This is a genomic window from Mixta sp. BE291, from assembly GCF_031457955.1.
GTDB lineage: Bacteria > Pseudomonadota > Gammaproteobacteria > Enterobacterales > Enterobacteriaceae > Mixta.
The window spans coordinates 969,779-988,879 of record NZ_JAVDXN010000001.1; the positions used below are offsets into that span (position 1 = coordinate 969,779).

Here is a 19,101-nt window from a genome sequence, read left to right on the forward strand (position 1 = left end):
AAAAAGGGTCGCAACCTACAACAACAACCCTGCAGATATAATGGCATAGATTGCCCGGCTTGGTAACAGACATCTTAAGTTATTTAACTGACGTTGATGGTTGTTATTAAATGAAAAGGTTAAGCTGCTGCCATCCGTAGCCTGAATCTCCCATCATGAATAAAATAGTTTTCGTTGAAGACGATCCCGACGTAGGTGAACTGATTGCCGCCTGGCTGAGCCGTCATGGCCTGGAGGTGGTGGTGGAAAGCCGTGGCGATCGCGCTGAAGAGGTTATTGCCCGTGAACAGCCTGACCTGGTGATGCTGGATATTATGCTGCCCGGTAAAGATGGCATGACCTTGTGTCGCGATCTGCGTGCCAGCTGGCCGGGCCCGATTGTTCTGCTGACATCGCTGGACAGCGATATGAACCATATTCTGTCGCTGGAAATGGGCGCAAATGATTACATTCTGAAAACCACGCCGCCCGCGGTGCTGCTGGCACGCCTGCGTCTGCATTTACGCCAGGCGAGCGTGGCGCAGCATGATGAAATCGCCCCAACGCTGAACAGCCAGAAAGCGCTGCGCTTCGGCTCGCTTACTATTGATCCGCTGAATCGCCAGGTCACGCTGGGTGATGAGGTTATCGCCCTGTCCACCGCCGATTATGATCTGCTCTGGGAACTGGCTATCCACGCCGGGCAGATCCTTAACCGCGACGCCCTGCTGAAATCCCTGCGCGGCGTGAGCTATGACGGCCTGGATCGCAGTATTGACGTCGCCATTTCGCGCCTGCGCAAAAAGCTGCACGACAGCGCAACAGAACCTTACCGTATCAAAACCATTCGTAACAAAGGCTATCTGTTTGCGCCGCACGCCTGGGACCGAGACGCGCAATGAGAAAACTTTTTATCCAGTTTTATCTGCTGCTGTTTGTCTGCTTCCTGGTGATGACCATGCTGGTGGGGCTGGTGTATAAATTTACCGCCGAACGCGCCGGACGGCAGTCGATGGATGATTTGATGAAAAGTTCGCTCTATCTGATGCGTAGCGAACTGCGTGAGATTCCGCCGCGCGACTGGAACAAAACCATCAACAATCTCGACCTGAATCTCTCGTTTAAACTGCATATCGAGCCGATGAGCAAATATCAGCTGGATGCCGGCAGTATGCGTCGCCTGCGCGCCGGAGAGATTGTGGCGCTGGATGATGAATACACCTTTTTGCAGCATATCCCGCGCAGCCATTATGTGCTGGCGGTGGGGCCGATTCCCTATCTGTTCTACCTGCATGAGATGCGGCTGCTGGATATCGCGCTGCTGGCGTTTATCGGCATGTCGCTGGCGCTGCCGGTGTTTATCTGGATGCGTCCCTACTGGAAAGATATGCTGAAGCTGGAATCGGCGGCGCAGCGCTTCGGTAAAGGCCATCTTGATGAGCGCATTCATTTTGATAACGCCTCCAGCCTGCTGCGTCTGGGGGTGGCCTTTAATCAAATGGCGGACAACATCAATACGCTGGTCGCCAGTAAAAAGCAGCTGATCGATAACATCGCCCATGAACTGCGCACGCCGCTGGTACGGCTGCGCTACCGGCTGGAGATGAGCGATAACCTCAGCGCGGCGGAATCTGCCGCGCTGAATCGTGATATCGGCCAGCTGGAATCCTTAATTGAAGAGCTATTAACCTACGCCCGCCTCGATCGTCCGCAGGTAGAGCTGTTCCTGCAACCGGTGGATCTTGCCAGCTGGCTCGGCGAACGTATTGCGGATATCCGTTCGGTGCATCCGGACTATGAGATTGCGCTCGATCTGCCGCAGCGCGAAAATGTTGGCGTTTCCGATACGCGGTTAATGGAGCGCGTGCTGGATAACCTGGTAAATAACGCGTTGCGCTATGCACAGCAGCGGCTGCGGGTTGGTCTGTGGTTTGACGGCAATCTGGCCTGTTTGCAGGTGGAAGATGACGGCCCAGGCATTCCGGCGCAGGAGCGTCAGCGCGTGCTTGAGCCTTTTGTGCGTCTCGATCCCAGCCGCGACCGCGCCACCGGCGGCTGCGGCCTGGGTTTGGCGATTGTGCAGTCGGTGGCGCTGGCGCTTGGCGGTCACGTAGTGATCGACAGCAGTGCGTTGGGCGGCGCCAGCGTTCGCTTTTGCTGGCCGGTTGATTTACCCTTGCGGGATACGGCGAACCGCCCTTAACTGAGCAAGGAGATCTGCGTGACATCCGCTTATCAACAACTTACCCAAACTTTTCAGCGCCTGTCGCGCTTCGGTCATCTTTCCGCAATTGCTGGCTGGGATATGCAGACCATGATGCCGCCAGCAGGCAGCCAGGTGCGCGGCGAAGCGCTGGCGGAGCTGAGCGTATTACAGCATCAGCTGCTTACCGACAGTCGGGTTAAAACCTGGCTGCAAGCGGCAGCGCAGGAATCACTGAATGATGTGGAACAGGCTAATCTGCTGGAGATGCAGCGCGCCTGGCAGCAGGCGGCGCTGCTGCCCGCTTCGCTGGTGGAAGCGAAATCGCTGGCGGGTTCGCGCTGTGAGCACGCGTGGCGGCAACAGCGCCCGGCGAATGACTGGCAGGGTTTTGCCGCTAATTTAAAAGAGGTGGTACGCCTCAGCCGTGAAGAAGCGGAAATTCGCGCGCAGGCGGCGGGCTGTTCTCGCTATGACGCCCTGCTCGATCTCTATGAGCCGGGCATGACCAGCGCTCAGCTCGACGCCACGTTTGGCGATCTGATCACCTGGCTGCCCGACCTGCTGGATCGCGTGGTGGCAAAGCAGGCCGCTGAGCCGGTTGATACGCCGGTCGGCCCTTTCCCCATCGAGGCGCAGCGCCAGCTGGGTTTACAGCTGATGAAACTGCTGGGCTTTGATTTTAACGCCGGTCGGCTGGACGTCAGTGCGCATCCGTTCTGCGGCGGCGTGCCGGACGATGTGCGCATCACCACGCGCTACAACGACAATGAGTTTGTCAGCGCCATGATGGGCGTAATCCATGAAACCGGACACGCCCGCTATGAGCAAAATCTGCCGAAGACCTGGCGTGGTCAGCCGGTGGCGCTGGCGCGCTCAACGGCGGTGCATGAGTCGCAAAGCCTGTTTTTTGAAATGCAGCTGGCACGCAGCACACCTTTCTTACAGCATATTTTGCCGCAGGTGGTGGCACAGATGGGCGATCAGCCCGCCTTAACCCCGAGGAACTTTGTCCGGCTTAACCAGCGCGTGAAGCGCGGCTTTATTCGTGTAGATGCCGACGAGGTAAGTTATCCGCTGCACGTTATTCTGCGTTATGAGATTGAACGCGCCCTGATTGGCGGTGATATCGAGGTGGATGATATTCCAGCGCTGTGGGATGAGAAGATGCAGCGTTACCTCGGCCTGGATACCACCGGCAACTACCGTGACGGCTGTATGCAGGATATTCACTGGACCGACGGCGCCTTCGGCTATTTCCCCACCTATACGCTGGGCGCGATGTATGCGGCGCAGCTGTTCCAGGCGGTGAAGCGCGCCCTGCCGCAGCTGGAAACGCAGATTGCCAACGGCGAGCTGCAGCCGATTTTTGACTGGCTTGCGCAGAACATCTGGCAGCACGGCAGCCGCTTCCCGACTGCCCAGCTGATTACCCAGGCAAGCGGTGAAGATCTGAACGCACTGCATTTCCGTCGCCACCTGGAGCAGCGCTACCTCGCCGCCAACTAACCTTCACTACGTTGGCCTGCCGGGCGGCAGGCCAACGTAGTACATTCGGTTACACGCCGATACCAATCACTCACGGAAAGCTTAAGCGCGTTTCTCTATAGTCTCTTCACCGGCCCCGCAGTGGGCTAATGATGAAGAAATAGAGGGTTTTGCAATGAAAAAATTATTTGCTCTGGTTGTAGCCGCTGCTATGGGTATCTCTTCTGTTGCATTCGCAGCCGAAACCGCCGCCGCTCCGGCTGCACCGGCTGCTGCTGCCACCACTTCGGCCCCGGCGAAAACCACGCATAAAGCCATGCATCACAAACATAAAAAAGCCGTGGCTCAGAAAGCCCAGGCGGCGAAAAAGCATCATAAAAAAGCGGCTAAACCGGCAGCAGCCGAGCAGAAAGCCCAGGCAGCAAAAAAGCACCATAAACATGCCGCTAAACCAGTAGCGCAGAAAGCCCAGGCCGCGAAAAAGCACCACAAACATGCTGCTAAACCGGTAGCGCAGAAAGCCCAGGCAGCGAAAAAGCATCACAAACATGCGGCTAAAGCGGTACACGCCGCTCAACCTACAGCTAAGTAATAGCAGGCGCGCGCCTGACTAACCTACTGATAATGCCCGGTTTTACCGGGCATTACTAAATTAGCGCGCAACCTGGGCGTCGGCGCGTTGTTATCCTTCTCAAACACCCGGCAAACCGGGTGTTTTTTCCTGGAGTAGCAGAAATGGTACGTCGCTATCGTTTCGAAATTATTCTCTTCGTTATGCTTCTCTGCGGTGCCATTGCGGCCTGCTTCTATGTTTAAAGCCTGTAGCATACTGATATTCCGAATTAAACTCCCTTTTTTGCTGCTCACCGTCTATAGTTACGCATGACGCGTGTTAACCCTTTATATTCTTATAATTCTCCCCTTTTTTGAGCGAGATATGCGCATAACGGCTGTGTTAGTAGTGGGTTTACTCTGTTTTTCCTGCTTTTCTCATGCGGATGATGAGAGCGATGATGGCCCTGGGCCGGAAGAGCTCAAGATGCTGTTCTTTGGTCATGACGATCGTAAGCCGGTTGAGCGCGCGGCCAGCGTGCCCTGGGAAGCGATTGGCCAGCTGGAAACCGCCAGCGGTAATCTTTGTAGCGCCACGCTTATCTCAACGCATCTGGCATTAACCGCCGGGCACTGTCTGGTGACGCCGCCGGGCAAGCTCGATAAGCCGGTTGCGCTGCGCTTTATCGCCAACGATAGCGGCTGGCTGTATGAAATTCATGATATTGACGCGCGAGTGGATGAAAGCCTGGGGAAAAAGCTGAAAGCGGATGGCGATGGCTGGATTGTTCCGGCTGCGGCTGCGCCCTACGACTACGGCCTGATTGTGCTGCGTAACCCGCCGTCCGGCATTGCGCCCATTCCGCTGTTCGACGGTTCGCGCAGCGATCTGACCGCGGCCTTAAAAACTACCGGCCGAAAAGTCACCCAGGCGGGCTACCCGGAAGATCACCTTGATGCGCTCTGGTCACACCGCGACTGCCTGATTACCGGCTGGGCGCAGCGCTCGGTGCTGTCGCATCAGTGCGATACCCTGCCCGGCGACAGCGGATCGCCGCTGCTGCTGCAAACTGCCGATGGCTGGCGACTGATTGCGGTACAAAGCTCGGCACCGGCGGCGGCGGATCGTTATCGCGCCGATAACCGCGCGATTGCCGTGACCGCATTCCATGACGATTTGGCCGCGCTGGCCGCCGAATAACGCGGCGGCTAGCGTTGATCAGCTGGCGATCTGCTCCATGGTTTGCAGAATACGCTTATCGGAAATGGGATATGGCGTGCCCAGCTGCTGAGCGAAATAGCTAACGCGCAGCTCTTCAATCATCCAGCGGATCGCCTGCACATCCTCATCGTCACGGCGGGCGGGCGGCAGCTTGTTCAGCCAGCTCTGCCACGCCTGCTGCACCTGCTCCACTTTCAACATGCGCGCCCGGTCACTGTGCGGATCCACCGGCAGCTTCTCCAGCCGACGTTCAATCGCCTGCAGATAACGCAGCGTATCAGGCAGGCGTTTCCAGCCGTTCTGCGTCACGAAACCCCGGTAAACCAGCCCGCTCATCTGCGCTTTAATATCAGACAGCCCCAGCGCCATGGTCATGTCCACGCGCCCTTTCAGCCGCTTGTTGATATTAAATACCGCCGTCAGGATCTGTTCGACCAGCTTGGCGATCTCCACTACCGTATCGTTCAGCCCGGCACGCACTTTCTCATGCAGCTGCTGATACGCTTGCTCTTCCCAGACCGGCCCGCCGTTTTCCGCCATCAGCTTATCGATGCCGCAGGTAATGCAGTCATCAATCAGCTCCAGTACCTTGCCATAAGGGTTAAAGTAGAGTCCCAGCTTGGCTTTATTCGGCAGTTTCTCATGCAGATATTTGATCGGCGACGGGATATTCAGCAGCAGCAGACGACGCTGGCCGCGCCACATCATTTTTTGCTGCTCGTGCTGGCTGTCGAACAGGCGAATCGCCACGCTCTCTTTTTCATCCACCAGCGCAGGCCAGGCCTTCACGCTATAGTTGCCGCGCTTCTGTTCAAACTGACTGGGCAGATCGCCAAAGCTCCAGATATGCAGGCCGCTCTGCTCCAGCCCATCGTCAGCCACTTTCGACAACGTCTCCTGAACTTTGCCTTTCAGCGCCGCCTTAAGCGCCGTCAGATCTTTGCCCTCTTGCAGCTTGCGGTTATGTTCATCCAGCACGCGGAAGGTGATTTTCAGGTGATCGGGCACCAAATCCCACTGCCAGGCGTCACGATCGATGGTGACGCCGGTCATGCGGCGGAACTCGCGCTCCAGCGCATCCAGCAGCGGCACTGCGGTATCCGTGACGCGACCTAAAAAGGCTTCAGCATAGTTGGGCGCAGGCACAAAGTTACGGCGCACCGGCTTCGGCAACGATTTAATCAACGCCACAATCAGCTCGCGACGCAGGCCGGGAATCTGCCATTCGAAGCCCGCCTCTTCTACCTGGTTCAGCAGTGGCAGCGGAATATGCACCGTGACGCCGTCGGCATCCGCGCCTGGTTCAAACTGATAGCTCAGGCGCAGCTTCAGGTTGCCCTGATGCCAGAAGTTGGGGTAGTCGAGCTTGCTGACCTTGTCCGCGCCCTGTTTGATCAGCATCTCTTTATCAAACGAGAGCAGATCGGGCGTTTGCTGGCTGGCCTTCTTCCACCAGCTATCAAAGTGACGGGCGGAAACCACCTCATGCCCTACGCGGCTGTCGTAGAAAGCGAACAGGGTTTCATCATCCACCAGAATATCGCGGCGGCGTGATTTATGTTCCAGATCTTCCACTTCGCTGCGCAGCTTCTGGTTCGCTTTAAAGAAAGCGTGGCGCGTTTGCCAGTCGCCTTCAACCAGCGCATGACGAATAAACAGCTCGCGCGACAGCTGCGGATCGATTGAACCATAGTTCACCTTACGGGCAGCGACGATCGGCAACCCATACAGCGTGACCTTTTCCATCGCCATTACCGCGCCCTGCGCTTTTTCCCAGTGCGGCTCGCTGTAGCTGCGTTTGATCAGATGCTGAGCGAGCGGCTCGATCCATTCCGGATCGATGCGGGCAGCAATGCGCCCCCACAGGCGGCTGGTTTCCACCAGCTCCGCCACCATGGTCCACTTCGGCGGCTTTTTAAACAGCGCCGAGCCGGGAAAAATAGAGAAACGGGCGTTGCGCGCGCCGCTGAATTCCTGTTTTTCCGCATCCTTCTGACCGATATGCGACAACAAACCGGTGAGCAGCGCGCTATGGATTTCACGGTATGGCGCGGGTTCGCTGTTAACCGGCATGCCCAGTTCACGCACCACCTGGCGCAGCTGGGTATAGATATCCTGCCATTCGCGCACGCGCAAATAGTTAAGATAATCGGTTTTGCACTGGCGACGGAAAGCGTTGCCGGAGAGCGCTTTTTGCTGCTCTTGCAGGTAGTTCCACAGGTTAACAAAGGCGATAAAATCGGACTCTTTGTCAGCGAAGCGACGATGCTTCTCATCGGCGGCCTGCTGTTTTTCTACCGGCCGCTCGCGCGGATCCTGAATAGAGAGCGCCGCGACGATAATCATCACTTCACGCACGCAGCCATATTTCTGCGCTTCCAGCACCATACGCGCCAGACGCGGATCGACCGGCAGCTGCGCCAGTTGGCGGCCCGGCTGCGTCAGACGATAGCGGCCATGTTCCTCTTCGGTAATCGCGCCCAGTTCTTCCAGCAGGCGCACGCCATCCTGAATATTGCGCTTATCGGGCGCTTCCACAAACGGAAAGGCGCTGATATCGCCCAGTCCCAGCGCGGTCATTTGCAGGATCACCGAGGCCAGGTTGGTGCGCAGGATCTCCGGGTCGGTAAATTCCGGGCGACTCAGAAAATCCTCTTCGGAATAGAGACGAATACAGATCCCTTCAGAGACACGTCCGCAGCGCCCTTTACGCTGATTCGCCGAGGCCTGCGACACCGGCTCGATCGGCAGACGCTGCACTTTGGTGCGGAAACTGTAACGACTGATGCGCGCCGTGCCGGGATCGATCACATATTTAATGCCGGGCACCGTTAACGAGGTTTCCGCCACGTTGGTCGCCAGCACGATACGGCGTCCGCTGTGCGACTGGAACACCCGATTTTGTTCGGCGTTCGACAGGCGCGCATAGAGCGGCAAAATTTCCGTATGCGCCAGGTCGCGCTTGCTTAAGGCGTCGGCGGTGTCGCGGATTTCGCGTTCGCCGCTCATAAAGATCAGGATATCGCCGCTGCTCTCCTGGCCCAGCTCGTCAACCGCATCAAAAATCGCCTGCAACTGATCGCGATCGCTGTCATCGACGTCGTTAACCACCGGCCGATAGCGCACTTCAACCGGATAAGTGCGTCCGGAAACTTCCACCACCGGCGCATGGTTGAAGTGGCGTGAAAAGCGCTGCGGATCGATGGTCGCCGAGGTAATAATGACTTTTAAGTCGGGACGACGCGGCAGCAGTTCACGCAGGTAGCCGAGCAGAAAATCGATGTTCAGGCTGCGTTCGTGCGCTTCATCGATAATGATGGTGTCGTACTGCATTAACAGCCGATCCTGCTGAATTTCCGCCAGCAGAATACCGTCCGTCATCAGTTTAATTTGCGTGTTATCGCTGACCTGATCGTTAAAGCGCACCTTATAGCCGACGCAGCCGCCGAGTGAGGTTTCCAGCTCATCGGCAATACGATTGGCGACCGTACGCGCGGCCAGACGGCGCGGCTGCGTATGGCCGATCAGCCCTTTTACGCCGCGCCCCAGCGTCAGGCAGATTTTCGGCAGCTGGGTGGTTTTACCGGAGCCGGTCTCCCCCGCCACGATCACCACCTGATGATCGCGAATGGCATCGGCAATTTCCTGTTGTTTCTGACTAACCGGCAGATTCTCAGGAAAACGGATGGTCGGCGTCGCCGCCTGGCGCTGCTGCAAACGCTGTTCAGCCAGCGCGAATTCTTTCTCCAGCTCTTCGGCGATACTCTGCCGGGACGCCGGGCTTTTCACTTTTTTCGCGCCGTGCAGGCGACGCTGTAAACGCTGGCGGTCGCGCAGCGTGACGTTATCCAGCCGCGCCCAGAAAGGCGCCAGCGGCGATGTGTTTGATTCAACAGACATATTCATTACCTTATTGACACGGCGGCTGTTGATTGCTGTTATGGCCGCCGCGTGGTCGGCGCTGGCCGACATGACATTCATTTTCTGCGGCGTATGGTAACACAGGCCGCGAATGGACAACGATCGCCTCACGGCTTATTCAGGAATTTTGAACATCGGACTCGAAATATTGCGCTTTCACTGTTGTGGCAAACTCCCTACAGTGTAAACCATTGAGCGGGCAGACTTCCGTATTAGCAGACAGGAAAAAATCATGAGCAAAGTATTAGTTTTAAAATCCAGTATCCTTGCCGGTTATTCTCAGTCAGGTCAGCTGGCCGATTTTTATGCCGCTGAAGCGAGCGCAAACGGCGATCAGGTCACGGTACGCGATCTGGCTGCAAATCCAATTCCGGTACTGGATGGCGAACTGGTTGGCGCGATGCGTCCTTCCGATGCGCAACTGACGCCGCGTCAGCAGGACGCGCTGGCGCTCTCTGATGAGCTGATCGCTGAGCTGAACGCCCATGACGTGATTGTTATTGCGGCGCCGATGTACAATTTCAACATCCCCACTCAGCTGAAAAACTATTTCGACCTGATCGCCCGTGCTGGCGTGACGTTCCGCTACACCGAAGCGGGCCCGGAAGGCCTGGTAAAAGGCAAACGCGCGGTGGTTATCTCCAGCCGTGGCGGCATCCATAAAGATACTGCTTCCGATCTGCTGACGCCTTATGTGCAGCTGTTCCTGGGCTTTATCGGCATTACTGACGTGAACTTCGTCTTCGCCGAAGGCATCGCTTACGGTCCGGAAGTGGCGACCAAAGCCACCGCAGAAGCGAAAGAAGCGCTGCAACAGCTGGCTACCGCCTGATGTTTGCGCTGGCCGCTGTCATCGCGGCCAGCCTGCCCCTGGGCACCCGCCAGCTCAGGGCTTTCTTATCCATTGGCCGTTAATGCCCTGCACATATTCCCCGGTCGCGGCACGCTGCACCAGCTTTTCACCCGCAATGCGCGCCACTTCAGCCGTTGTTAAACGATTACGCTGCGCCACTTCCCGATAGCGCTGTTCCCGTTGCTGATTAATTTGCGCGATCAGCGCCGCTGTTTCTGCGTCCTGTTGACGCGGCGCCAGATAACCGTTTAGCGTTTCGCCCGCGCGCCCCTGTTGCCGCGCCTCATCCAGCGTCAGCGCCTGCGCCGGTGACGCCGCCAGCATGCCCAGCACACAGAGTTTCACCCAGCCTTTCATTCTGCCGCTCCTCAAAAGAGATTCTGATCCTTCAGCAGCGCCTCCACATCTTTATCAACTTTGATATGGATTTCATGCTCGATTTTCACATTCATATTGATGGTGATCGGCTCTTTCGGCGCGGTGACCTCAATACGCGGTACGCAGCCGCCCAGGCTCAAACAACCGGCCAGCAGCAGCATCCGATTAATTCTCATGCGTGGAGTCCTTCTGTGAAGGCAGAGCCGCGTTTTGCTCTACCCAGGATTGCAAATTATCGCCGAAGCGCAGGCTACGCCATAGCTGGAACAGATTCTCCTGATGACGGTAGTTCAGGTTGACATGCTGATCGCGATTGCTGAAACGGCTGGTGCCCTTAACCTCCGCCTGCATGATGAGATCGCCGATGGTATTGAGGTTCAGCGTGGCGCGGCTGCGGGAAATGTCCATATAGCGCAGCCAGTCCAGCGCGGCGCCAGCGGCAATATTGTTTTGGGTAATGGCATCAGCCATCTGTTTATCCAGCCGCAGCGTCAGGTTGCCGCTGTTGGCGATCCAGCCATCTTTTACCAGCCAGGGCGAATTATCCAGCCACAGCGGCAGTTCACCGTTGATGCGCCCGGACATGGCGATCTGCTTGGGCTTCAGCGCGGTAATCAACTTGCTGAGACTGATGTCGCGCAGACGGATCACCGCGGGCTGATGCTGCGGCAATTGCAGCCGTTGCAGGCTCAGGGTGCCGCCCAGCAGCGCCAGACTGACATCGCTTAGCGTCAACGGGTTATTTTCCTGCCATGGCCAGCTGCCCTGCAGCTGGGCGCTGACGTCATGGATCAAAAACTGATTATGGATGCTGTTGATCTGCAGCGAAACGGGACCGTGCGTGCCCAGCGACCAGCGGCTCTCATGCAGACGAAACGGCAGAGAAAAGTTAACGCCTTCAATACTGTTATCCGGCATCCACAGGTCGCCGTTTTGCACTACCCAGTGTCCGCCGGCGGTAAAGCCCTGCTGTTCGGCAGCGGAAAAGGCCACCTGCGCCCGCAGCGTGCCGTCGGTAATCTTCATTTTCAGATCGGGACTGAGCAGCGGCTGGAAAACCGTCAGCGACTGTTCCGGCCACCAGGCCTGCCCGCGCAGCCGTTCGCCGTCCCAGCGCCCATTCAGACGTACCGGCCCGATCGCCTGCGCCTGCAGGCTGCCATTAAACAGGAAATGCCCCGGGTCGCGGCCCGTCAGCGCCAGCGTCAGGCGCGACGGCGGCAGATAACCGCCGCTGTCAAAACGCGTCGCGGCGGCATCCAGCGTCAGTTCACCGTTAAAGGCGGCGCGATCGGCAGCGCGCTGCCAGACCAGCGGCTGCGCCAGCCGCAGCCGCGGTTGATTTACCGTGGTCATGCCGTAGCGTAGCCGATCAAAACCGGTAGAGAGCGTTGCCAGCGTGAGCGCACTATCCTGCCAGTCACCGGTGCCCTGCACATCCCATTTAGCCTTCAGCGGCGCCAGATAGCCATCGCCCCAGTAACGCCACGCCCAGCGCCCACTATCGGGCCAGAAATCGCTGGCGCGCCCATCCAGATGCAGCGTAAAACGCCCTTTTTCACTGTCGTGCGCGCGCAGAATCGCCTGCAAGCGGCCATTAATGCCTAACGCCGACAGGCTAACGCCCGCCAGCGGCCAGCGTGCTTCGTCCACGTCCAGCGTGGAGAGCAGACGGCCGCGCATACGCAGCAGCGCGCCCGGCGCAATATGCAACTGCGGATTCAGCAGCGAGCCCTGCAACGTGCCGGGTAGCGAGGCGTAAAACTGCAGCGCCTCCAGCTTGCTCTCGCCGGTCAGGCGCAGCGGCAGCTGGCTGTCGGTCAGGGATAACCGCCCCGGCCCCAGCGTCAGGACAATGTTACCTTTGCCGCCGCGCCCTTCCGTCAGCATATTTAACCGTCCGCTGATTTCAGTCGCCTCTAAGCCCTGCTGCCAGCGATCAAGCGTCAGCGCCACGCCGCCCGCCAGCGGTTGCGCCGCCCACGGCCAGCGCCAGCGGCCATTTTCAATATGGATTTGCTCAGGCGTAACCCGCCACGGCAACGTCACCAGCGGCTCAGCATCCTGCGGCGTTTGCAGCAGCAGACGCCCCTGCTGCTGCTGCCACGCCAGCGTAAAGCGCAGCGGATGCGGCACCTGCGCCAGGGTGAAATCGCCGCCAAGCTCGCCGCTTTCCGGCACGCCGTTGGCAAATTCTGTCAGCATCAGCGAACCATGCAGGCTAACCGGCTCGCTGAGCACGGGCGTGCGCAGCGTCAGCTGACGCAGCGCCAGTTTCTGTCCGTTTAACTCGGCCAGCAGACGCAGGTTATCGCCCTGATAATCAAGCCGCTGCACGTCAGAGTTCAGCGTCAGACGCAGCGCGCCCGCCCAGCTTTGGTAAGGATTAATAATGAGCCGTTCAATCGCGACATCGGCGGGCGGCAGCAACGCCTGCCACTGGGCCAGTGAACGCGGCGCGCTGGCGGATGGCGTAGCGGTGGGCAAACGGCTCAGACAGGCGCTATCCAGCGTCATCCGCTGCGCCTGCGCTTGCCAGCGCCCGCGCTGATGGCCTAACGAAAGCTGCTGGAGTTCGGCCAGTTGGCAATCCGCGGCCAGATAGCGCACCGCCGGAAAGTGCAGCACCCCGTTGCGCCAGCGCGGCGCGGCGTCCAGCGCAATCCGCGTGCCCGCAGGCAGCCAAATCCCTGCCAGCCGCGGCAGCCAGTGCGTTACGCTACTCAGCAGCGCCAGCACCAGCAGAACCAGCGTCAGCAGCGAGGCCAGAGCAAAAGAGAAGCGCCGACGCATTGCCATAACGGTCCTGTTCTGTAGAAAAATCCTGGCGGCTATGATGGCATGTTCATTAACGCGGGTGAAGGTTTCGCTACGCTTTTCTATGTGCGTGCAGCGCCCGGCGCGTAGCCAGTAGATTAAAGGTTACGCCGCAGGTCTCTCCGTCTAGAATGAATGAAGAGACAATAATAAGGAGTCGATAATGAAGCTTGCGGTCTACAGCACTAAACAGTACGACAAAAAATATCTCGATCACGTTAATGAACGCTTTGGTTTCGAGATTGAATATTTTGACTTTCTGCTTACCGAGCGTACCGCGATTAACGCCGACGATTGTGAAGCGGTTTGTATTTTCGTTAACGATGATGCCAGCCGTCCGGTGCTGGAGATCCTTAGCGCCCAGGGTGTCAAAATTATCGCGTTACGCTGCGCGGGTTTTAATAACGTGGATTTAGCGGCAGCGGCCGAGCTGGGCCTGAAAGTGGTACGTGTGCCGGCCTACTCGCCGGAAGCGGTGGCGGAACATGCGGTGGGCATGATGATGACGCTTAACCGCCGTATTCATCGCGCTTACCAGCGCACCCGCGACGCCAACTTCTCGCTGGAAGGATTAATCGGCTTTAATATGCATGGCCGTACCGCTGGCGTGGTCGGCACCGGCAAAATCGGTATCGCGACGCTGCGTATTCTGAAAGGTTTCGGTATGCGGCTGCTGGCGTTCGATCCTTACCCGAATCCGCAGGCGCTGGATCTGGGGGCGGAATATGTCGATATTAAAACGCTGTTTAAAGAGTCCGACGTGATTACCCTGCACTGTCCGTTAACGGCAGATAACCATCATTTACTGGATGCCAACGCCTTTAACCAGATGAAAGATGGCGTGATGATCATCAACACCAGCCGTGGCAAGCTGGTGGATTCCCAGGCGGCGATCGAAGCGTTAAAGCAGCAGAAAATCGGTTCGCTCGGCATGGACGTGTATGAAAACGAACGCGATCTGTTCTTTGAAGATAAATCCAACGACGTGATTCAGGATGATGTCTTCCGTCGTCTTTCCGCCTGCCATAACGTGCTGTTCACCGGCCATCAGGCATTTTTAACCGCAGAGGCGCTGACCGCCATTTCTGAAACCACGCTCTCAAACCTGCAGCAGCTGGCAAAAGGCGAGGCCTGCCCAAACGAGGTCAGTGCGTAATGCTGTCGGCTGGTGAGTTATGCGCGCCAGCCGTTTAAAAGCGTGCGCAGCTGCCGCTTTCCAGCGCGCTTTCATTACAGCGACGCCCGTTGGCTAACTGGCACATGCCCGCGCTGCTGCCATCCAGCTGACGTGAAAACGCCAGCGTTCCGCCTGCGCTGGCGCAGTTGCTTTCCGCCAGTGAAGACATGCTGACTCTGGGCGGAACGTGCGCGGCGGTGGCCTGTTGCGGCGGTTCGTTATCGCTGTTGCTGCATGCGCTAAGCAGCAGAGCAGCGCCAGCAAGCAGAAAAGTGGCGGCTTTCATGGGTTGGGCTCCGGGCATTGTAGGGGTGAAGGCTTCGCCAGCATAAGCGACGTTTATCCATGCGTCGAGTGTTGAAACATCTTTTTACGTTATTTCCCCGTTAGAAAGTCACCAGGAATTGTCTCGTTTCGCTTAAAGAATTAGCCGAAATATCAAGTGTAAGCCGTTACCTACTGCACGATATTCTCGACCAGTACGAAAAGCATCTGCATTTTTTACACGTTGTGCGCTAATCGCCTCTCTGGTCTAACCAGCGCCAAGGCCGACAGAGCAACCTGTCGGCCTTCTTTGTTCTGCGCCCTATTGCCTCAGCAGACAGCTTGTGCCAGAAGCGGACGTTAGCCTGTTACATTCGGTTCTTCGGATTACCGGAGAATCAATGAATTACGCGCTATTAATGATGAAGAAGGTCATGAACGACATTTTCTTTTGTCATTTGATAAGGGAAAAATGTCGGCCAGTTTTCCAGCTCGGTAAAGAGAGCCTCTTGCGATACGTTGCCAGTAAAAATATGGTAATGCGTTGATTTACGCGGGGCGATAATGTGATCGCTAAACTGGACAAATTTTGGTGCCTCGCTTTTTTTATCGCTGCATTCAAACAAATAGCGAACACCTCTTTTACCTGACACGTAATTGAGAATTTTGTACCCTTTATAGTCATATTTACAGGAACTGGCTTTCCCGTTCACGGTAAATTCCATCACGCCGTCTTCAATGCCGATGTCGGTAATATCACTGGCATAGCCTGTTAAATAATAATTTTTAATATCTTCAAAGGATTTTTCTTTGTCCGCTTCAGCCTTTTTTTGAAAAACAACATCCAGACTCCCGTCTTTGGCATACGGGTAAACAGACTGCCACACGCCATCCCAGTCAGAAAGCTGTCGATCTTTGACATCGGCCGTAGCAAAAATGCCATTTGCGGCACTTTCTTCTTGCTTAGTCATGGGAACACCGTGCGAATGATGACCATGTGAAAAGGCTTGTGAACTAAAAGCTAACCCGAGCAGCACCAAACAACCTTTAATTTTCATAAATGTAAATCCACCTTGGCTTAATTTACGTTATAACATAACATAAAAAGTAAGCGGGTGTTACATCTGGTTCCATTTGCGCCTGAAAAAAAGCGTCAAAATGGCATGCGAACGTGAAGTTAACAGGACATACCAGCTCCTTCGTAAGGCAATGGCGATGACTCAGAGCATAGGTACCGCCGTTGCGCTGATAAGACAAAACTCATCGCCAGATATTCAGTGGGTACCATCACGCTGAGTTTCTCTACTGCGCGCGTATTCGCGGTTAGCATTTCCCCACTCGCAGAGAGGCTGTAGAGCATGCGCAAGCGATTTTCCAAAATCGGTGATGGCGTATTCCACTTTGGGCGGCACTTCCCTGAAATCGTGTCTTAACACGATGCCATCTTCTGTTAAGTCTTTGAGTTGCTGTATCAATACTTTTTCACTAATGCCTTCAGCGAGACGTTTAAGTTCACCAAACCGGCGTGGACTGAATTGCAGATGAAACAAAAGGATAGGTTTCCATTTACCACCGATATAACGCAGAGCCACATCAAGACCACAAACGGGTTCCATTTACTTCTCCTCTTACACATACCTTTTGGTAGGTACTATTATATATGAAAGTATAACGTTACCATGATTTTTCCCTCCTTTATCAGGAAATAAAAATATGGGTAAGCTTGAAGGAAAAGTGGTTGTGATTACCGGTGCTAACAGCGGAATCGGTCTGGCATCGGCTAAACGTTTTGCGGCTGAGGGTGCGCAGGTTTTTATGACGGGACGACGTGTACGTGAGCTGGAAGCAGCCGTTGCTGAAGTAGGGTCTGACGCAATCGGTATACCCTGCGACATCTCAAAATTACACGAACTGGATAGGTTGTTTGATGAAGTTCAGCGTAAGGCTGGACGCATTGATGTCCTGTTTGCCAACGCCGGAGGCGGAGATTTTGCCCCCCTGACGACGGTGACCGAAGAGCATTACGACCGCATCTTTGATACCAATGTTAAAGGAACGCTTTTTACCGTACAGAAAGCGCTACCTTTGCTGAAAGATGGCGCCTCCGTCATTTTGACCGGCTCAACCAGCGCAACCACCGGCGTAGCGGAATTCAGCGTCTATAGCGCCAGTAAAGCGGCCGTGCGTAGTTTTGCCCGTGCCTGGATCCTTGAGCTGGCTCCACGGAAAATTCGGGTTAACGTCCTGGTGCCTGGCGCCACTTCAACACCGGGCTGGCATGGTCTTTCTCCTGACGAGAAATTTAACAGTGAAATGATACGCGCCGTAGAAGCCACCACGCCGCTGGGACGTCTGGCGGAGCCTTCAGAGATTGCTGCCGCTGCACTGTTCCTGGCTTCAGATGAAAGCAGCTTCGTTAACGGCAGCGAACTGTTTGTTGATGGCGGATCAGCGCAAATCTGAGCATCAACCGTACCAGGAATGAACGAAAAAAAGGCCCGCAAAGGGCCTTTGAAAAAGGTGCAATGGGCGCGGCGTTCCGCTGGCGGGGCCGGTGACATCAGGCTGCCGGCCCGTCACAGAATCAGGCGGTGCGCTTCACGCGCAGAGATTTCGGATGGGTAAATGCCTCATAAGAGTATTTACCGTGATAGTGGCCCAGACCGGATGTACCCACGCCGCCAAACGGCAGGTAGGGAGAGAACGCATGCAGCATCATGGCGTTCACGCCCGCGTCGCCGGACGGGATCTGGTCAATTACTTCGCGCGCAGCCTCGACATCTGCGGTGAATACGTAAGTCGCCAGCGGCTTCGGATGATACTTATTGATGTTCGCCGCTACCTCACGGATGTCGCTGTAGCTCAGCACCGGATAGATTGGGGCAAACAGCTCTCTTTCCATTAGGCTGTCCTGGAAATCCACGTTGTCCACGATGGCTGGGCCAAAGTAGCGGCTGTCACGGTTGGATTCACCACGGAACACAATGTTGCCACGGGATTTGCCCAGCATCTCTTCCAGCGCGTCGAACTGACGGGTGGTAATGATTTTTCCATTATTACCGGCCTTTGTGTAGCGCGGCGCCAGCGTGTCACGCAGCTTCGTGACCAGTTTGTCTTTGATGCTTTCGTGCGCGTAAATATAATCGGGGGCCACGCAGGTCTGTCCGCTATTCATCATGCGGGCAAACACCAGTTCCTCTACCGCGTTGTCCAGGTCTGCGTCTTCCATGATAATCGCTGGCGACTTACCGCCCAGCTCCAGGACAACCGGCGTCAGGTTTTTCGCCGCCGCCTGCATCACGATTTTGCCGACCTGCGGGCTGCCAGTGAAGAAAATCATGTCGAACGGCAGGGAGAGCAAATACTCGTTCTCGTCACGCGCACCCTGAAAAACGTGAATGTAAGAGGCGTCAAAAGTGTTGTTGACGATATCCTCAATCACGCGGGAAGTTTCCGGAGTGGCTTCCGACGGCTTGATGATGGACGTGTTGCCGCCAATGATGGCGCCAATCAGCGGGCCGGCAAACAGGTAAACCGGATAGTTGAACGGCACCACGATGTAGGTCACGCCAAAGGATTCACGGGTAATTGAGCTTTCGGTGTCGCCCAGTACGGCGGGGCTCGGCACACGCTCTTCTTTTTCCCATTCCGCCAGGTGCTCAATGGCGAAGTCGATTTCATCAATAATAGGATTGATTTCGCCCATGTCCACGCCTTCGTGGCTGCGGCCAAGATCTTTTTCCATCGCGTCATAAATCTGCTCTTTATGCGCCAGAATAGCGGCTTTCAATTTTTTCAGCTGCGTAACTTTAAAATCATGGCCTTGGGTATTGCCGCTCAGGAAGCTGGCTTTCTGCGATGCAAATACGTTATCAACGCTCTGTTTGAAATGCTCGTTCACTTTTAACTCCGGCCTTTAATAAGGCATTGTGTTATTAAATAAATCCGTTCCGGGCAGGTGAGGCGGTTAAAACCGGATCGGACTTTATTACTAAAATGTGGGTTGTTTATTACTTCCCCCGCCCGACAGGAAGGTGGGATATAACCATCCTTTACCAGGCGCTCGCGGAAAAATAACGCCCCCCGTTTCGTTGCAGTGGAAGCATCCTAAGCGGAACTGATTATTGTAGCAAGTACGGTATATTTTATACGCCAGTGAACATTTGTTTAGTGAGGATATAAAAGGTAACGTAGTTACCCGCTAAAAAACAGGGTGAAACTTAGTGGGCTTTTGAAATGGCCCTGAA

At 55.9% G+C, this 19,101-nt stretch carries 17 protein-coding genes; 9 read left to right on the forward strand and 8 right to left on the reverse strand.

Annotated features, from left to right (window positions below):
- Positions 1–155 precede the first annotated feature (155 nt).
- The 6 genes from rstA to J2X14_RS04570 all read left to right on the forward strand — a co-directional run bounded on the left by rstA (position 156) and on the right by J2X14_RS04570 (position 5,423).
- Complete coding sequence (gene rstA, locus J2X14_RS04550) at positions 156–881, forward strand: two-component system response regulator RstA (RefSeq protein WP_352409993.1); 726 nt, start codon at positions 156–158, stop codon at positions 879–881.
- Positions 878–2,182: a two-component system sensor histidine kinase RstB gene (gene rstB, locus J2X14_RS04555; protein ID WP_352409994.1), complete on the forward strand. Its 1,305-nt coding sequence runs from the start codon at positions 878–880 to the stop codon at positions 2,180–2,182. The genes rstA and rstB overlap by 4 nt, the downstream gene beginning before the upstream one ends.
- Positions 2,183–2,200: 18 nt before the next feature.
- A complete protein-coding gene (locus J2X14_RS04560) occupies positions 2,201–3,691 on the forward strand; it encodes a carboxypeptidase M32 (RefSeq protein ID WP_352409995.1) in 1,491 nt (496 codons plus the stop codon).
- Positions 3,692–3,845: 154 nt separating this feature from the next.
- Complete coding sequence (asr, locus tag J2X14_RS04565; protein ID WP_352409996.1) at positions 3,846–4,262, forward strand: acid resistance repetitive basic protein Asr; 417 nt, start codon at positions 3,846–3,848, stop codon at positions 4,260–4,262.
- Positions 4,263–4,405: 143 nt separating this feature from the next.
- A complete protein-coding gene (gene ydgU, locus J2X14_RS20995) occupies positions 4,406–4,486 on the forward strand; it encodes a small membrane protein YdgU (RefSeq protein WP_502889967.1) in 81 nt (26 codons plus the stop codon).
- A gap of 121 nt (positions 4,487–4,607) precedes the next feature.
- The gene (locus tag J2X14_RS04570) at positions 4,608–5,423 is read left to right on the forward strand and encodes a trypsin-like serine peptidase (protein WP_352409997.1); all 816 of its coding nucleotides are present in this window, start codon (positions 4,608–4,610) and stop codon (positions 5,421–5,423) included.
- Between the two features lie 18 nt (positions 5,424–5,441).
- Here J2X14_RS04570 and hrpA read toward each other — a convergent pair whose 3' ends face one another.
- Complete coding sequence (gene hrpA / locus J2X14_RS04575) at positions 5,442–9,344, reverse strand: ATP-dependent RNA helicase HrpA (protein ID WP_502889948.1); 3,903 nt, start codon at positions 9,342–9,344, stop codon at positions 5,442–5,444.
- 253 nt (positions 9,345–9,597) lie between these two features.
- Between hrpA and azoR the strand changes: the two genes are divergently transcribed.
- Positions 9,598–10,197, forward strand: a complete 600-nt coding sequence (azoR, locus tag J2X14_RS04580) for an FMN-dependent NADH-azoreductase (RefSeq protein ID WP_352409998.1) — start codon at positions 9,598–9,600, stop codon at positions 10,195–10,197.
- 54 nt (positions 10,198–10,251) lie between these two features.
- Here the strand turns inward: azoR and J2X14_RS04585 are convergent, their stop codons facing one another.
- The 3 genes from J2X14_RS04585 to J2X14_RS04595 are packed head-to-tail and all read right to left on the reverse strand — an operon-like array spanning position 10,252 to position 13,389.
- Positions 10,252–10,575, reverse strand: a complete 324-nt coding sequence (locus tag J2X14_RS04585; RefSeq protein WP_352409999.1) for a YdbL family probable chaperone protein — start codon at positions 10,573–10,575, stop codon at positions 10,252–10,254.
- 11 nt (positions 10,576–10,586) lie between these two features.
- On the reverse strand, positions 10,587–10,772 hold the full coding sequence (locus J2X14_RS04590) for a YnbE family lipoprotein (protein ID WP_352410000.1): 186 nt from the start codon (positions 10,770–10,772) through the stop codon (positions 10,587–10,589).
- Complete coding sequence (locus tag J2X14_RS04595; RefSeq protein ID WP_352410150.1) at positions 10,762–13,389, reverse strand: YdbH family protein; 2,628 nt, start codon at positions 13,387–13,389, stop codon at positions 10,762–10,764. The genes J2X14_RS04590 and J2X14_RS04595 overlap by 11 nt, the downstream gene beginning before the upstream one ends.
- Before the next feature lie 187 nt (positions 13,390–13,576).
- Here J2X14_RS04595 and J2X14_RS04600 point away from each other — a divergent pair, with 187 nt between their 5' ends.
- On the forward strand, positions 13,577–14,569 hold the full coding sequence (locus tag J2X14_RS04600; RefSeq protein ID WP_352410001.1) for a 2-hydroxyacid dehydrogenase: 993 nt from the start codon (positions 13,577–13,579) through the stop codon (positions 14,567–14,569).
- Positions 14,570–14,603: 34 nt separating this feature from the next.
- On the opposite strand, the gene J2X14_RS04605 is transcribed toward J2X14_RS04600, so the two are convergent.
- From J2X14_RS04605 to J2X14_RS04615, 3 genes are all read right to left on the reverse strand, one after another.
- Positions 14,604–14,876, reverse strand: a complete 273-nt coding sequence (locus J2X14_RS04605) for a putative hemolysin (RefSeq protein ID WP_352410002.1) — start codon at positions 14,874–14,876, stop codon at positions 14,604–14,606.
- Between the two features lie 394 nt (positions 14,877–15,270).
- Positions 15,271–15,912, reverse strand: coding sequence for a metal-binding protein ZinT (gene zinT / locus J2X14_RS04610; protein ID WP_352410003.1), 642 nt, complete (start codon positions 15,910–15,912; stop codon positions 15,271–15,273).
- A 216-nt stretch (positions 15,913–16,128) separates the two neighbouring features.
- Positions 16,129–16,470, reverse strand: a complete 342-nt coding sequence (locus J2X14_RS04615) for a winged helix-turn-helix transcriptional regulator (RefSeq protein ID WP_352410004.1) — start codon at positions 16,468–16,470, stop codon at positions 16,129–16,131.
- A 97-nt stretch (positions 16,471–16,567) separates the two neighbouring features.
- Between J2X14_RS04615 and J2X14_RS04620 the strand changes: the two genes are divergently transcribed.
- A complete protein-coding gene (locus J2X14_RS04620) occupies positions 16,568–17,317 on the forward strand; it encodes an SDR family NAD(P)-dependent oxidoreductase (RefSeq protein ID WP_352410005.1) in 750 nt (249 codons plus the stop codon).
- A gap of 121 nt (positions 17,318–17,438) precedes the next feature.
- Here J2X14_RS04620 and mdlD read toward each other — a convergent pair whose 3' ends face one another.
- The gene (gene mdlD / locus J2X14_RS04625; RefSeq protein ID WP_352410006.1) at positions 17,439–18,755 is read right to left on the reverse strand and encodes an NAD(P)-dependent benzaldehyde dehydrogenase MdlD; all 1,317 of its coding nucleotides are present in this window, start codon (positions 18,753–18,755) and stop codon (positions 17,439–17,441) included.
- Positions 18,756–19,101: the final 346 nt, after the last annotated feature.